The organism is Hymenobacter sediminis (assembly GCF_003231285.1).
In the GTDB taxonomy this organism is placed as follows: domain Bacteria; phylum Bacteroidota; class Bacteroidia; order Cytophagales; family Hymenobacteraceae; genus Hymenobacter; species Hymenobacter sediminis.
The window spans coordinates 423,268-438,540 of the sequence record NZ_QKNS01000003.1 but is presented as its reverse complement, the minus strand read 5'-3'; the positions used below and the strand labels follow the sequence as shown (position 1 = coordinate 438,540).

Below are 15,273 nucleotides of genomic sequence, written 5' to 3'. Positions count from 1 at the left end.
CTCGCGCGGGCGGGGCCGCCGCAGATGCGGCTTAACGGCTGTTGCGCTCCTACCCCCTCACGGTCTTACAACCCCTTGGTACAAAGCCAGCAGCCGGGTTTCTTCGTGTTGCCAGCTAAGCTCCGGACGGGCGCGGCGGCAGTTTTCCGCGAGGCGGTGATAATGGGCTGCGTCGCCGCCGGGTAGCAGGCGGTTGAGGGCCGCAGCTAGGGTAGCAGGCTGCAGGTCGGGCACTAGGTCGGCTACCCCGTACTGTTCATTCAAGGTACGGTACTCCGGAAAGTCAATGACCACCTGCGGAATGCCTGCGTGCAGATAATCGAAAAACTTGTTGGCCAGAGAATAATAGTAGCTGAGCCCCTGGTTTTCCAGCAGCATCACCCCTACCGTGGCCTGCCGGGTCAGCTCCCGCAACGCGGCCGGCAGCACGTACCCTTTGAATTCAACCTTGCCGGTTTGCACCAGCCCCAGCGCCTCAGCCCGCGCCCGCAGCTCCACCGACAGGTCGCCTTCGCCGCATAGCACCAGCCGGCCATTCACCTGGGGCATAGCCTCCAGCAACTGCTCTAGCCCACGGCCCACGTTCAGCACGCCCTGGTAGAGAATAAACCCGCCTTCAGGGGTTGTGGCCGGAGCGGGGGGTAGGGCGTCGGCTGCGAGACGGCTAATGTTGCGGATTACTGCGAAAGGGTGGCCGTAACGCTGCTCCAGTAGCTGCGCCAGGGCGGGGCCAACGGTGTAGGCCAGGGTAGCACGGGGCACTATAAACCGCTCCACCCGGCGCCACAGCCCCTGCACCAGCGGCCGGTTTACTACCTCCGGCACCTCCGTAAACAGCTCATGAGCATCGTACACGAATGGCTGGCCGCCCAGCCGCGCCCGCAGCCACACCGGCAGGGCTGTATCCAGGTCGATGGCGCACCAGGCGGCGGCACGCTGCCTTAGCAGGTAGCCCAGCAGGCGCAGGTTGTACTCCAGGTAAAAAAACTTGCCCCGCGTGAAGTGGCAGCGCAGGCGGTGCTGCTGGTAGGGCTGCGGAGTAAGCGGTGCCGAAGCTGGCCACTGCCGTCCTACCAGCAGCACCTCATAGCCGGCCTTAGCCAGGGAACCACAGATGCGCTGCATCCGTTGATCGTAATTTAGATCTGTAGTAACGGTAAAAACCAGGCGTGGCGGCACGGGAAAGGCAAGTTCCTGAGGAAGGAGCGGCGGTAGTTTCAGGAATTGTCGCAAATTTAACAACTTCATCGGTGCCCGGCTTCGTACCGGGTCTGCTCCCGCGCATCCTACTTCTTCCATGAATACACTTCAGAGTAAATCGGCAGCCGCTCCATCTCAGGGTTCCGGACTGTCGGCCGACGTGTATCGGGCTTTGTTCGAAGAGTCTTTCGACAGCCTGTTGCTATATGATTCCTCAGCTATCCTGCTCGACTGTAATCAGCGCGCTGTGCAGTACCTGAGCACTACCCGGCCCGTGCTGCTGGGTACGGGTCCCATGGCTTTTGCCGTTGTTCCAGAACCTGCTCCAGCCAACCAGCTTATCACGGAGACGCAGCTTCAGGAGCTAATCACGGCCTGCCTGCAAACCGGAGAGCGAACTTCCTTGCGCTGGAGCGGCCACCGCTCCGATGGAGTAAGCCTGGAAGCTTGGGCTTCGTTAAGTCGCCTGAGCCTGGGCGAGACCTATCTGGTATTGCTCACGTTGCGTGATATTGCGCCCTACGTAGACGCGGCGACCCAACCAACCGCCCGCAGGGCCGAACCGTCGAACAATCACCTGCCGGATTTCTCGCGCGGACAATTCCGCGACGTGCTCAGCCGGGCAGGAATGTGCTACCTGCTGCTAGACCGCGAAGCCCGGATTCAGGACGTAAACGAATATTTCTGTGAGGTTACTGGCCGCCCCGCCCCTACCCTCTACGGCAAAGACTACTTTGCGCTGTTTGCCCCGGCGGCCGAGCAGGAGCCGCGCCGGTATGCCTTTCAGCGGGCTATTGAGGCCCAGCAGCTGCAGGATTTCTTTGAACGCTCCCTGCTCACCATTTCAGGGCAGGGCCGCACGTTCTTCTGGCACTCCGAGTTCGAGCGGGATGCACAGGGTGAAATTACGGGCGTTTTGTTTGTGGGCCGCGACATCACCGACAAGCAAGTAGCCGTGCGGGCCCTCACCGACAACCGCAACCGCCTCCAGGACTTCTTCGACAATGCCCACGACCTGATTCAGAACCTGAGCATCGACAACCGGTTCTTGTTCGTGAACAAGGCCTGGAAGGAGAAGCTAGGCTATGAAGACAACGACTTACCCCAGCTGACCCTGTCGGATGTGGTGCACCCTTACTACAAGGCCAAGCTGCTGTACCAGCTGCGTAACCTCTACAAGGGGGAGAAAGTCAACAAGCTGGAAACTGTTTTCCTGACCAAATCGGGCAAGCCAGTACACCTCATTGGTTCCATCAGCTGCTCCTGGCAGGATGGAGAGCCCGTGAGCACCCGCGCCATTCTGCACGACATTACTGACCGCATCAAGGCCGAGCGTCTGCAGAAGGTGTACTACAGCATTGCCAACCTGGCCATCAGCTCTAAAGATCTGCACTCGCTCTACGGCGCCATTCACCGGGAGCTAAGCAAGATCATCGAGACCAACAACTTCTACATTGCCCTCTGCGATGAGGCCCGCACCCAGCTGCAGTTTGCCTACTTCGTGGATCAAAATGCGCAGGGCGACCAGAGTATGATGGCCCGGCCCTTCTCCTCGGGCGTGTCGGAGTACATTATCCGGACGGGGCGGCCCCAGTACCTGCTGCGTCAGGAGCTGCAGGAGCTGATCCAGAGCGGCACTATCACGGCTTACGGGCTGATGCCGGAAGTAATGCTCTGCTCCCCCCTGAGCATTGGGGAGCGGATTATTGGGGTGATTGCCGTGCAGGACTACCAGAAGGCGGATGCTTATACAGCCGCCGATATTGAGATTCTGCACTTCATTTCCAACCAGGTAGCGCTAGCCATTGAGCGCAAGCGCAACGAGGTACAAATTCAGAAGCAGAACGCCCGCCTGAACGCCATCTTCGAGAGCGGCTCTCACCTGATGTGGTCGGTGGATACGCATTCGCGCCTGTCGTCCTTTAACCGCAACTACGCCGCCTATTTCCTACGCCGCAACGGCGTGTACCCGGCCCTGAACGTGAACCTGTGGCAGGCCGACGTGGCGCTGATGGAAGAAGACGCCCGCCGCGCTTTCATTGAAAACTACCGCAAGGCCTTCCAGGGCCATCCGCAGCGCTTTGAGGTGCGCCTACGCGACGCGCGCGGCCAGGACACCTGGCGCGAAATCTACCTCAACCCCATTTACCTCGACGACGGCTCTTTCGAGGAAATTTCCGGCATTGCTCACGACATCACCGACAAGAAACGCTCTCAGCTGGAGCTAGCAGCGCAGGAGGAGAAGTTCCGGGCTATTTTTGAGTCGTTCCAGGATGTATACTACCGCACCGATGGCAACGGCATGCTCACGCTGCTCAGCCCCTCCGTGCGCGACATTCTGGGCTATACCCCGGAAGAAGCCCTTGGGCACTACATTGGGGAGTACTACACGTACCCGCAGCAGCGCATATCCTTGCTGGAAAGCGTGCAACAGAACGGGATAGCCCGCAACTTCGAAATTGCCATGCGCCATAAAGCCGGCCATGCTGTGAGTATGCTGGTGAATGCCCGCAAGGTATCCGATGGAGTCGGTGGCGGTACCGAAGGCATTGCCCGCGACATCACGGAGCTGAAGCAGATGCAGGACGATCTGCGCCAAGCCAAGGAAGCCGCCGAGCAGGCCTTGGAAGCCAAAACCCTGTTCCTGGCTAACATGAGCCACGAGCTGCGCACGCCCATGAATGGCATCATCGGCATGATTGACCTGCTGCACCAGACCGTGGCCTCCGAAGAACAGGAAGAGTACGTGGATACCCTGCGCAAGTCTTCGGATGCGCTGCTGGCTATCCTGAACGATATTCTGGACCTGTCGAAGATTCAGGCCGGTAAGCTGCAGCTCAGCGAATCGGGCATTGATCTGCACTACACCCTGGATAAGATTCACTCGCTGTTTGCCAACCGAGCCAACCAGAAGCATCTTACCTTCACTTACCACATTACCCCGCACACGCCGCGCTTCATTATTACCGATGAAACGCGCCTGCTCCAGATCCTTAGCAACCTGACCTCCAATGCTATCAAGTTCACGTCGGCGGGTACCGTGAGCATCATCGTGTCCTCTACCGTCACGGATGGCGAAGAGCATACGCTACGCTTTGCAGTGCAGGACTCGGGCATTGGTATTTCGGAGGAAAACGAAAAGCTGCTCTTCACCAATTTTACCCAGCTTGACACTACCCCCACCAAAGCCTTTGGTGGTACGGGGCTGGGTCTGGCTATCAGCAAACAGCTAGCTGGGCTGCTGGGAGGTGAAATTGGGGTGTACTCCAACGTCGGCGACGGCTCCACATTCTGGTTTACCATTCGCTGTCAGATTGCCCGCAACGAAGAGGAAATTGTGCAGGAGCGCCTCACGGCCCGCGAGCGGCCCCAAGAAGTGGTGCGCTTCGAGTCGGCCCCGCGGGTGCTGCTCGTCGATGACAACCCTATTAACCAGAAAGTAGCTACTCGCCTGCTCGACAAGCTGGGCTGCGACATTGTGGTAGCTTCCGATGGGTTTGAGGCTATTAGTCGGGCAACGGCACCCCGCGCCAAGTACGACCTGATTTTCATGGACATTCAGATGCCGGAAATGGATGGCGTGACGGCCATGCAGGAAATCCGGCAGCGCCTGGGCAAGGACTGCCCACCCATTGTGGCCATGACGGCCTACTCCATGAAGGAGGATGCCGAGCGGTTTGTGCAGCAGGGTATGGACGACTACGTCTCGAAGCCGGTGAAAAGCCAGGACCTCTACGCCATTCTGCGGCGCTGGACAACGGGCCGGGCCACGGCCGCCGCTGAGGCCGAAGCTAACATTGCTGGCACAATTGAGGAAGTAGCTCCGGCTACCAACCCGCCTATTGACCTTGAGATTGTGGAACAGCTCCGGCAACTGGGCGGCGGCGAATTCGCGGCCGGGCTCTACCAGGATTTCGAGCAGGAAGCCGAGCAGGTGCTGCAGGAGGCTGCTGCATTGGTTGCCGATGGACAGTACGAGCAGATTTTACCACATTTGCACCAATTAAAGGGCACAGGCTTCACGTTGGGGATTCAGGAAATGGCAGAATGTGCCAAAGCGTTAGAACATGAGTTGAAAAACGGCCGTACGGAAACAACACCGGCGGAATTTCAACGTCTGCTTGATTACTTTGCACAATTCAAGGCTGCGTACCCTTCTCTAACGCAAGCCTTGTAAACGGCCATTCGCCCGAATTTTTTGTGCGAACTCCCTGAAAACGAACTTACAACCCTCTCACTGAACTACCCCAACCTTACTCCCTCATGGCCGACTCTAAGACGATTCTGATTGCTGAGGACAGCTCCGTTATCCTGAACCTGACTAAAAAAATTCTGGAACTCCAGAAATATCGTATCGTATCGGCCAAAAATGGCGGCGAAGTCATCAAGCAGGTAGAGAGCCAGCCCATCGACTGCGTGCTGATGGACATCAACATCCCCGTGAAGGATGGGATGGAATGCACCCGCGAAATCCGCCGCCACTCCGACCCGCGCATCGCCAAGATTCCGGTTATTGCCATTACCGGCAACGCCAACAACTACTCCATGGAGCAGTTCCGGGAGGCTGGCGTAACCGACTACCTGCCCAAACCCCTCGACTTTGACGCTCTGGTGCGTGTGGTGAAGCAGTACATTGGTTAACTGATGGGGGCTTGGGCTACGAATCCCAAGCCCCTACCCCCCTATGGAAATTACCTTCCTTGGTACGGGCACGTCGCAGGGCGTGCCCGTTATTGGTTGCTCCTGCGTGGTATGCCGGTCGGTGGACTACCGCGACAAACGCCTACGCGTGTCGGTGCACCTGCAGGTGCAGGGCAAGAGCATCATCATCGACTCGGGTCCTGATTTCCGGCAGCAGGCATTACGGGAGCACATCAACCACCTCGATGCGCTGGTGTTCACTCACGAGCACAAGGACCACACCGGCGGCCTCGACGACATCCGAGCCTACAATTTCCGCCAGCAGCAGGACATGCCCCTGTACGCTGAGCCGCGTGTGCTCGACCAGCTCCGGCGCGAGTACGAATACATCTTTGCCGAGCACAAGTACCCCGGCATTCCGCAGGTGCAGATACACCCTATTCTCAGCGACACCGACAGTTTCTGGGTGGAAGGCGTGGAGTTTCAGCCTATACGGGCGCTGCACTACAAGCTACCGGTACTGGGTTTTCGAGTCGGAAACTTCACCTACGTGACGGATGCCAACTACCTCAGCCCCGAGGCCCTGGAGCGCATGCGCGGCTCCGAGGTGATTGTGCTTAACGCCCTGCGCCACGAGCAACACATTTCGCACTTCACCCTACAGGAAGCCATTGATATTCTGGAAGACCTGGCCCCTACCCGCGCCTACCTCACCCACATCAGCCATCAACTAGGCCGCCACCGCGAAATAGAGGCCGAGCTACCCAGCTTCATCAAGTTGGCGTATGATGGGCTGCGCGTGACGGTGTAAGGCCTCAAGCCCATGCTCTGTTGCCGTATGGTTGAGCATCTGCATTCTTCCTTAACGCCTGTTGAAATTGCCAGTCGGCTGCGCAGGAGCCTTGCTTCTGTACCTCGGGCCACCAGTTGGGAGCTGTTTCCTGAGCAGCCCAATGGATTGTTTTACGGAGAAGTGGCTGCTGGCAATTTTAGATTAAGTCCGGCTTCTGTTCACGAGAAAGGCTCTCCTACCCTAGAAATACGCGGAAGTGTATTTGTGGCCAGGCTACCCGATATGAGTAAGAGCTATGTTGTACTCCAGTATACACCAGGCTCTTCGAAGCTGCTGGCGTGGCTGAGCATGCTGACTTTTTTTGCGGTTTGGTTGATACTTGCCCTGCTACATACAAATAAAACAGGTCAGGTACATGCGGCCATCATACTACCCGTTTTTGGTTTATTCGGCTTGGTTTTCTTTGCGCTCTTGTATCGAAAAAAGGTTGATGCTACTCGACTTCTTCTTAAAGAACTACTCTCCCTCTATTAGTTAATGTTAGCTCCGTAAGCAACCAATATACATGCACACCAACTACTATTTCCTGCGCCAGCTAGCCCCGGCTCTTACCCAACAATTGGCCGACTACACGGTGGTAGCGTGCTTTTCGCAGGAAAAGGATGAGTTGGTACTAGGCTTGACCAACGGGCAGGAAGAATTCTGGCTGCGGGTACTGCTGGCCGCGGCTGGCCCGCTCATCAGCCTACCCGAGTCGTTTCACCGGGCCCGGCAGAACTCCGTGGATCTGTTGCCGGAGTTGCTGGGCCAGCAGGTAACGGCAGTTTCTGCCTGGACCAACGACCGGGTGCTGCAGTTTACATTTCAAAGCGGCGCTACCTTGCTGCTGAAGCTCTACAGCACCCGGCCTAACGCCATCTTCCGGCCTACCCCCGAGTCGCCCGCCGAGCTGTTCCACCAGCGCTACACCGCCGATGCGGAGCTGCGGCCCCTACCCCCCGGTTCTCCTACCCCTGCCGAGGCCACAAACCCTCTGGGTAACCCGCTGAAAGCCTACCCCAGCCTCAACGACGTAGCGGTGGCCTATCTGCGCACCCGCGGCTACGACCCGGCTCCGCTAGAAGCTAAATGGCAATTAGTGCGCGAAGTAGTGCAGGAACTGGAGCAGCCAGCCGCTTTCTACGTCATCCGGCTGCATGGGCGCACACGCCTGAGTTTGCTGCCCGTAGGTGAAGTAGAGCTGACGTTGCCCGCTACCGACCCCATTGGGGCGCTACGGCGCTTTGTGCCACTGCTGCTCAACCGCCGCGCCTATGAAGCCGAGCTGCGCCAGGTGCGCCAGCAGTTGGAAAAGCGCGCCGACGAAGCCGCCACCAGCGCCCAGCACGCCCAGCGCCGCCTGCACGCCCTGGAAAACACCGTGGGCTACCGCCAAACCGCCGACCTGATTATGGCTCACCTCAGCCAGATTCCGGCTGGCGCCAAGCAGGTAGAGGTGGTCGATTTCTACCAAGATAACCAGCCGCGCGTCATCAAGCTCAAGCCCGCCGAAACGCCCCAGCGCACTGCCCAGAACCTTTACCGCAAGGCTAAAAACCAGCAGCTGGAAACCCGGGAGCTGAGCGCCCGCGCCGAGCGCCGCGAAACGGAGGCGATGTGGTGCCTGGAGCGCCTGGAGGAACTGGCCGCCCTACCCCCCGGCGACCTCCGAGCCCTCCGCCAGTGGCGCAAGCAGCACGGCCTCGATCCTGCCACGGTGGCCAAAGCCGCCCAGGAGCTGCCCTTCAAGGTGTTTGAGGACAGCGGCTTTACCATTCTGGTGGGCCGCAACGCTCAGAACAACGATTTACTGACGCAGCGCTACGCCCACAAAGACGACCTGTGGCTGCACGCCAAGGACGTAACCGGCTCCCATGTCGTCATCCGGCAGCGGCCGGGCCAGACGGTGCCAGCCCCAGTGCTGGAGCGGGCAGCCCAGCTGGCCGCCTGGTACTCGCGCCGTAAAAATGACTCACTCTGCCCCGTCACGTACACGCCCAAGAAGTTTGTGCGCAAGCCCAAGGGCGCTATTGCCGGGCAGGTAGTAGTAGAGCGCGAAAACGTGCTGTTGGTGGTGCCGGCTAATCCTTTTGAGCGGGCGGAATAAGCAACCCTGACCGATGCACGCCCATTGAGAAGATAAACAAGTGCGCCGTAAGAACACCGCGCAGAGTGCCTCGAAGCATACCTTTTATTGAGGTTAATTAGCTACCCCCACAACTCAAGCGAACTGCTCTGGCCAGCGCGGCAAAGCATTCTTATAGTGCCACCACTGTGTTCCAGATCTGGTGAGCTCCAATACTCCGGAAAACAAAAATCCCGCCTCAAGAAACTGAAGCGGGATTTTTAAGAGTGCGCGCGGGGAGATTCGAACTCCCACACCCGAAGGCACCACCCCCTCAAGATGGCGTGTCTACCAGTTTCACCACGTGCGCAGATAACGGCAAGCACTCTTTTTACAAAGCAAAAGCCGAAGCCTTTGGATTCACTGAGGCGGCGAATCGAGGACAAAAGTAGAGCCTCAAGCGGAAGGGACCAAATCCAGCAGACTGTTTTTTCGCTTACACTGCGCTTTTCAATCGGTTTCGCAAGGTTTCGCCCTCATTGTCAGGCGAAAAAAATATTACAGAATTTCTTAGCAAACCCATCTATACTGCAGCTTTCTACCCCTAGTCAACAAAAAAGGCTCCCTATTGGGAGCCTTTTTTTAAGTCCGAAGAAGTGGGCTTACTCGGCGCGGGCCAGCGGGGTATCCACCACGTGCTCCGATACAAACCACACTTGCATTTCGTTGGTGCGCATCACATTGCTCACGATCAGGTCGTTGGTGCCATCATCACCGGAGTCATCGGCACGCTTGGCAAAATCGTGGCAATTTTTGAGGATGATCTGGTGTGCTTCCAGCAGGCGCGACACCTGCACGGGCGCTTCTTCCCGGTCGCGCGGCGGACGTGGGATGCTGGTTACCTCAGCAATGTCAGCGGCCATGGCTACGGCTACCCCGCCCAAAATCTGAATGCGTTCGGCAATCATGTCAATCAGGGCGTCCTGCTCCTCGTAGTGTTTATCATAAAGCAGGTGCAGTTGGTAGAAGGTAGGGCCTACTACCTGCCAGTGGTGCTTCTTATACATGTCGCGGATGGTGCAGGTATCAGCCAGCATCTGGTTGAGCATCTCCACGCTTTCCTGGCGGGTAGAAGAGTCGAGGCCAATGGGGAGGCGTTGCGACACCGTACCGTACTTCTGTAGCGGGGCGGGCGCATTGAATTGCTGATTCAGGATGGGCTGTACGCTGGGGCCGGCCTGTCCGTTGGCTGAGCCGTTAGCAGCAGAGTTATCTTTAGCGGCAGCCTTTTTAGCGGCCGAAGCTTTCGGGGCAGCGGTAGCAGCCGGTGCGGTTTTGGCGGTGGTTTTGGCCATGATAGTTGCAGGAAAAAGAATTGCGTAGAAAGGGGCAATGCGAGGCGCACCGCCGTGTTACCATACGCATAAGCCCGCAGCAGGTTAGTGCAGGTGCTATATTTAGCATCTGAAAACAGCCGCCTGAAACGGGTTGCCAATCTCATGATAGGCTCTGCTAGGCTGTCTGCTCTCCTTCCCTTATTCTTTGCGCTATGCCCTTCCCCTTTTTTGGCGACGATAAATCAACGATTGCCCAGCTGCTGGGCACCTTGCCCCAGGTAGGCCGCCTTGAGTGGATAGGACTGCGCCCCGCCCGACGCCAAGCAATGGAGGCTGTAGCGGAAGCCACTGTAAAAACTGATGCTCATCTGATGGGTGATCATGCCCGTCCCAAACCTGGGGGCAAGCGTCAGGTAACGCTACTGCAGCACGAGCATCTGGCCGCTGTAGCGGGCTATCTGGGCCTGTCGGCGCCCGTAGATCCAGGACGTCTGCGCCGCAACCTGGTGGTGAGCGGGCTAAACCTACTGGCCCTGAAAAACCGGCGCATTCGCATCGGCGAGGAGGTTATTCTGGCGATTACGGGCGAGTGTCATCCTTGCTCCCGCATGGAGGAAGAGTTAGGGCCTGGTGGCTACAATGCTATGCGCGGGCACGGAGGCCTCACAGCCCATATAGTACAAGGGGGCACTATCCGGGTAGGCGATGCGGTGCGACTAGAGCTACCCGCTGACACGGACGCGACTACTTAATCGCCTAACCAATAAAAGCTGCAACGTCTGCTTCTAATCCAGTTGGGCGGTGCAGCGGATGTCGGCGTGCAACACCTGCGACACCGGGCAGTTTTGCTGTGCGTCGGCTACCAGTTCCTGGAAGCGAGCCTCAGCCAGGCCAGGCACCGCGGCATGCACCGTTAGGTGGGAAGCACAAATACACCCGTCCTGAAGCATCACCTGGCAATGCGCCGTGATATACTCAGCCGCAAAACCGGCAGTCTGCAGGTTAAAAGCTAGTTTCATGGCAAAGCAGCCAGCATGAGCCGCCGCAATCAGCTCTTCGGGGTTTGTGCCAATACCTTCCTCAAAGCGCGTGAGGTAGCTGTAACGAGCATCATGCAACACTGTACTGCCAGTGGTAAGCTGGCCGACACCATCGGTGCCACGGCCTTGCCAACGAGCTGAGGCCACACGCTTAATAGCGGGAGTAGTCATACGGGGTAGAAAATAGATCGGAAGCAGAGCGGCAGAGTGGATAGTAAGGTCTGAGCTATTGTCTGCCGCCTGAAAGCTAGCAAGCTATTCCTAATTACGCCCCCTACCCCCTGGTTTAATTAATCTAACCTTGAGGAGGATAGAAGCAGCTGCTTTACAAATTATAGTTACTACTAAATTAGTAAAGCAATATTTCTGACAACTGCTTTTCAACATTAACGTTTTACCAAAGTGTAAAGCATACGTCGCTACAAGCAATGGCAAACGAACCGATTACTTTATTGCCGCAGTTGCGGGCCTGGTTTGGCCTAAGCCAGGCAGGATTGGGCAAGTGCCTGGGACTAGGCAAAGCCATGGTGTCGCAGGTGGAACGTGGGGTGCGGCGGCTGCCTTTAAGGGCTTCCTTACCACAAGCCGCCCTCACCCTGGCCCAGCAGGCTACTCCTCCCGAGCCCGCCCCGGAGGCCCTGAATATAGCGGCTTTACAGGAACAACAACTGGCCTGTCAGCATCGGGCGCAGCAAATGGAACTGGAGCTAAGCCGGATGCCTGGCCGGGCCACCTGGGCCCGCCGCCGACTTGCTGCCCTGCCTACGCTCACGGCGGTGGTAGCACCTGCGGGTGCCACGCCTCCAGCCTGGCTTGCGGAGTTTGCCGAGGAAGCCCGTGCAGAGCTAGTGCGCAATGGTAGCACCACTCAGGCGCTGCTAAAGGCTCGGCAGGCCGCCATGGTAGCCGAGGCCGCTGAAATAGGCCGATTGCTGGCAACAGCTACTACTGTTAAAACGAGGGGTAGCAACCCGAAGTGATCCTCCGCTAGTCGGAACGCCCAAGTATGGCCCAACAACCTAAAGTGGATTTGTTTCTGGGTTACAGGTAACCTAGTAGGGTAATGCAGTAAAAGGATGGCTGTCAATTCAATCCAGGATTTTTAAACGGCACGAAGCACGACCAGCCAAACCAATGTACGTACTTGTTTTAGTCATATTTGCTAACACAAAAAATGTTACGATCATTAATCTGCTATTTGGGGCGTTCATGGGCTGTAGATCATGATTCATCGTGTATATAGCCCATTTTAGCATCTGCTTTTAATGCGGTGTGAATCCATTTCTACCTTTGTTTCCGTATAATAAGAGAGTTTGACACTTCCTGGCTCTCTTAGTTAGCTGGTGTCATTCACCTTGCCCTATCGTACTGAGCCTTGCACCCACACACCGGCAGCAGGCCATTTTCAGTGTTGCGTATGTTTTACTTCTTCCCGCATGAACACATGTGCCACCCCTGCCAATCTAGCAGCTACTGCGGTAGCCCTGTTTCTGTTAGCTGATTTACTCCCTACTCTGCCTACCCCTGCATACGGGTTCGGTGCTTCTTCTACGTCCGCAGTGTATCGTCATCGGCGCCACCGGCCCTAGCAGCCAGGCGCCTTTCAGCTGACGGCTAGATTAACAAAAAGCCCCGCACGGATAAAGCATCCGCGCGGGGCTTTTTTTATGCGGCAAGTTGCCTTAAACACCACCTTCCATGCGCACAATGCGCGGCGTGAAGGAGCCTAGCACGTCCACGAGGTCGGTTTGGCTTTGCATTACCTGGTGGATGTCTTTGTAGGCCTGCGGAGCCTCATCCACACCGCCGCCCAACAGCTCTACGCCGTGCTGCTGGAGGTAGCGGCGCACGTCAGCTTCGCCCAACTCCTGCTTGGCCCGGGTGCGCGACATCTGCCGGCCCGCGCCGTGGGATGCCGAGGCCAACGAAGCCGCTTCGCCCCTACCCCGCACAATGAAGCCAGGAGCCGTCATGGAGCCAGGAATGATGCCAAGTACGCCTTTGCCGGCCGGGGTGGCCCCTTTCCGGTGGACGACCACCTCCTGGCCGTCGATGAGGCGCTCTTTCCAGGCGAAGTTGTGGTGGTTTTCCACTTTGGCCAGGGGCCGCTCGCCAAGGGCTTTGGCTAGGCGCTGGTGAATCTGGTGGTGGCAAGCCGAGGCGTAGTCACCAGCCAGGTTCATGGCCGCCCAGTATTCCTGCCCGGCTTCGGTGTCGAGGCCCAGCCAGGCGAGGTGACGGGCTTCGGCAGGCAGTTGGCAGGTATCCTGGGCCAGCTTAGTGTAGTGGTTGGCAATGCTGGCGCCCAGCGCCCGGGAACCGGAGTGCGAAAGCAGCCCCAGGTACTGGCCCACGGGCACCCCCAGTTCGTTGCTGGGGTCGGTGATGTCGACCACGCCCCACTCCACAAAGTGGTTGCCGCCCCCGGAGGAGCCGATTTGCGCGGCGGCCGTGTCCAGCTTGTTGCGCAGGAAGGGGATGTCCTGGAACTCGGGGCGGTCGAGGACGGCGTGGCCCAGCTTCTGGCCGTGGCGGAACACGTCGCGGTTACCGAACTTGGTGTTGTCGAGCAGCAGCTTGCGCAGCTCCTGCACCCGCTGGTCCAGAAACTTCGGGGGCAGGGCAAACACCGACAGCGCCATGCGGCAGCCAATATCTACGCCCACGGCGTAGGGAATTACAGCGTTGTCCGTAGCCAGCACCCCGCCAATGGGCAAGCCGTAGCCGTGGTGGGCGTCGGGCATGAGGGCGCCGGCCACCGTGACGGGCAGCTTCATGGCCGTTTCCATCTGATGGATGGCGCCCTGCTCGATGTACTCGGCCCCGAACACGGCGTATTCCTTGCGCTCGGTGAGGGCAATGTGCCGGCTGGGCGGGGGTAGCAACGCGGCCGCCGTGTGGCTCCAGTCGAGGTGGGTGAGGTAGGTAGTGGGGTCCGCCAGCAGACTTTTCAGGAGCGTGAGCTGGTCGGTTTGGGAGAGTTTTTTGAGGTGCTTGCGCTGCAGTTGTGCCAGCGCGAGACCGATGGCACGGCCCTCCGGGAAGCCAAGCTGCCGGAGGTCGTTGCCGCGTAGTTGTGAGGCCATACGAGTAAGAATGTACTTAAAGGAAATTTCCGGCGACGGAGCAACGGGCGGGCAGCGTATCCTGAGGGGTGGGTGTGCACCCGCAGTCAGGCCGAAGCAACGCGGCCCTACGGCATCCGAAAGCGGAATAATAGAGCAACCGGCAGGGTAATAAGGCGGACAGGCCCTGGGGTTAATGAACAGTTAACGAAGTATGCCTGCCCTACGACACCGGCCGGCCGCTCGGGAGTAGTCCATAAAATCTGTTCGGGGCAACAGGCGGGCGGCCCCTATATCCTGCTCTACCTAGCTGAGCTACAGCTCCTACCCGAGGGTAGCAGCTGGTGGGACTCGAACCCACGACCCGGGCAAAGCAAATGCGAAGTATGGCCGCCCTACGGCACCCGAACAGATGATATTAGAGGTGAGGTAACCAGCGGAAAGCGTTCTGTAAACTGGGCGCTTTTGACCACTCAGCCACTTGCCCACGCTAGGGGGCAAGACGGGATTCGAACCCGCGGGCCACAGCAGGCCAACCGACGAAGTAGCGCTTTCCTACGACACTCACCTTTTTGTTTTCCGCGGGGGTGGGGCAACAAGCACCGGGCCTTCTGTCCTGCTCTACCTGACTGAGCTACAGCAACTGCCACAGCAGCCACCAGCGGGATTCGAACCCGCGACCTGGGCGTTAAGAGCGCGAAGTATGGCCTGGTTACGGCACCCACTCCCACGGAAAAATAAAACCTGCCGGGGCAACAAACGAGCAGCGAAATGACCGACCCGAAGGCCGTTCTGCTCTAACCAACTGAGCTACAGTCCAAGGTAAAAAATGGGGCTAGACTGGCCCGAATCGAACGGGCGACCCGAAGTAACGCTGCGCTACGACACCCGGCGGGGTGATTTTTCGGCTGAACCTCTGCGTTTGGGGCAACTAGCGGCCGGCGAGTACCCCACAGCCGGAGCTGCGGGATGGGAATCGAACCCTACACCGGGAGCACCGGCGTATTCAACCAAGACGAAGTAACGCCTGCCTACGGCACCCAAACGGGCAGAGGTCAGCCGGTTTGGAGCGGGCCGCCGAAGCACAGTGCTC

11 protein-coding genes and 2 tRNA genes are annotated in these 15,273 nt (G+C 58.3%); 7 read left to right on the top strand and 6 right to left on the bottom strand.

Features of this window, described 5'->3' with window-relative positions; all coding sequences use genetic code 11:
- Positions 1–57: 57 nt before the first annotated feature.
- A complete protein-coding gene (locus tag DNI29_RS10960) occupies positions 58–1,125 on the bottom strand; it encodes a glycosyltransferase (RefSeq protein ID WP_162303582.1) in 1,068 nt (355 codons plus the stop codon).
- A 172-nt stretch (positions 1,126–1,297) separates the two neighbouring features.
- Between DNI29_RS10960 and DNI29_RS10955 the strand changes: the two genes are divergently transcribed.
- The 5 genes from DNI29_RS10955 (at position 1,298) to DNI29_RS10935 (ending at position 8,780) form a co-directional block, all read left to right on the top strand.
- Positions 1,298–5,377 carry a PAS domain S-box protein gene (locus tag DNI29_RS10955; protein ID WP_110978143.1) on the top strand — a complete coding sequence of 1,360 codons (4,080 nt, stop codon included), beginning with the start codon at positions 1,298–1,300 and terminating at the stop codon, positions 5,375–5,377.
- An 86-nt stretch (positions 5,378–5,463) separates the two neighbouring features.
- The gene (locus DNI29_RS10950) at positions 5,464–5,841 is read left to right on the top strand and encodes a response regulator (RefSeq protein ID WP_110978142.1); all 378 of its coding nucleotides are present in this window, start codon (positions 5,464–5,466) and stop codon (positions 5,839–5,841) included.
- A gap of 43 nt (positions 5,842–5,884) precedes the next feature.
- Positions 5,885–6,652: an MBL fold metallo-hydrolase gene (locus DNI29_RS10945; protein WP_110978141.1), complete on the top strand. Its 768-nt coding sequence runs from the start codon at positions 5,885–5,887 to the stop codon at positions 6,650–6,652.
- Positions 6,653–6,679: 27 nt separating this feature from the next.
- Positions 6,680–7,168, top strand: a complete 489-nt coding sequence (locus tag DNI29_RS24135) for a hypothetical protein (RefSeq protein ID WP_123823213.1) — start codon at positions 6,680–6,682, stop codon at positions 7,166–7,168.
- Between the two features lie 31 nt (positions 7,169–7,199).
- Positions 7,200–8,780 (top strand): NFACT RNA binding domain-containing protein, encoded by a 1,581-nt coding sequence (locus DNI29_RS10935; RefSeq protein ID WP_110978139.1) that lies wholly within the window; start codon positions 7,200–7,202, stop codon positions 8,778–8,780.
- 246 nt (positions 8,781–9,026) lie between these two features.
- Here DNI29_RS10935 and DNI29_RS10930 read toward each other — a convergent pair.
- Positions 9,027–9,108, bottom strand: a tRNA-Leu gene (locus DNI29_RS10930).
- A 292-nt stretch (positions 9,109–9,400) separates the two neighbouring features.
- Positions 9,401–10,093: a Dps family protein gene (locus DNI29_RS10925; RefSeq protein WP_110978138.1), complete on the bottom strand. Its 693-nt coding sequence runs from the start codon at positions 10,091–10,093 to the stop codon at positions 9,401–9,403.
- 194 nt (positions 10,094–10,287) lie between these two features.
- Between DNI29_RS10925 and DNI29_RS10920 the strand changes: the two genes are divergently transcribed.
- Positions 10,288–10,827 (top strand): MOSC domain-containing protein, encoded by a 540-nt coding sequence (locus DNI29_RS10920; protein WP_110978137.1) that lies wholly within the window; start codon positions 10,288–10,290, stop codon positions 10,825–10,827.
- Between the two features lie 33 nt (positions 10,828–10,860).
- On the opposite strand, the gene DNI29_RS10915 is transcribed toward DNI29_RS10920, so the two are convergent.
- A complete protein-coding gene (locus DNI29_RS10915) occupies positions 10,861–11,286 on the bottom strand; it encodes an OsmC family peroxiredoxin (protein WP_110978136.1) in 426 nt (141 codons plus the stop codon).
- Between the two features lie 257 nt (positions 11,287–11,543).
- Between DNI29_RS10915 and DNI29_RS10910 the strand changes: the two genes are divergently transcribed.
- Positions 11,544–12,095: a helix-turn-helix domain-containing protein gene (locus DNI29_RS10910; RefSeq protein ID WP_110978135.1), complete on the top strand. Its 552-nt coding sequence runs from the start codon at positions 11,544–11,546 to the stop codon at positions 12,093–12,095.
- Positions 12,096–12,797: 702 nt separating this feature from the next.
- On the opposite strand, the gene DNI29_RS10905 is transcribed toward DNI29_RS10910, so the two are convergent.
- Together DNI29_RS10905 and DNI29_RS24470 are read right to left on the bottom strand one after the other, a co-directional pair.
- Positions 12,798–14,201, bottom strand: a complete 1,404-nt coding sequence (locus DNI29_RS10905; protein WP_110978134.1) for an RtcB family protein — start codon at positions 14,199–14,201, stop codon at positions 12,798–12,800.
- A gap of 315 nt (positions 14,202–14,516) precedes the next feature.
- Positions 14,517–14,665 (bottom strand) — tRNA-OTHER (locus DNI29_RS24470).
- Positions 14,666–15,273 lie beyond the last annotated feature (608 nt).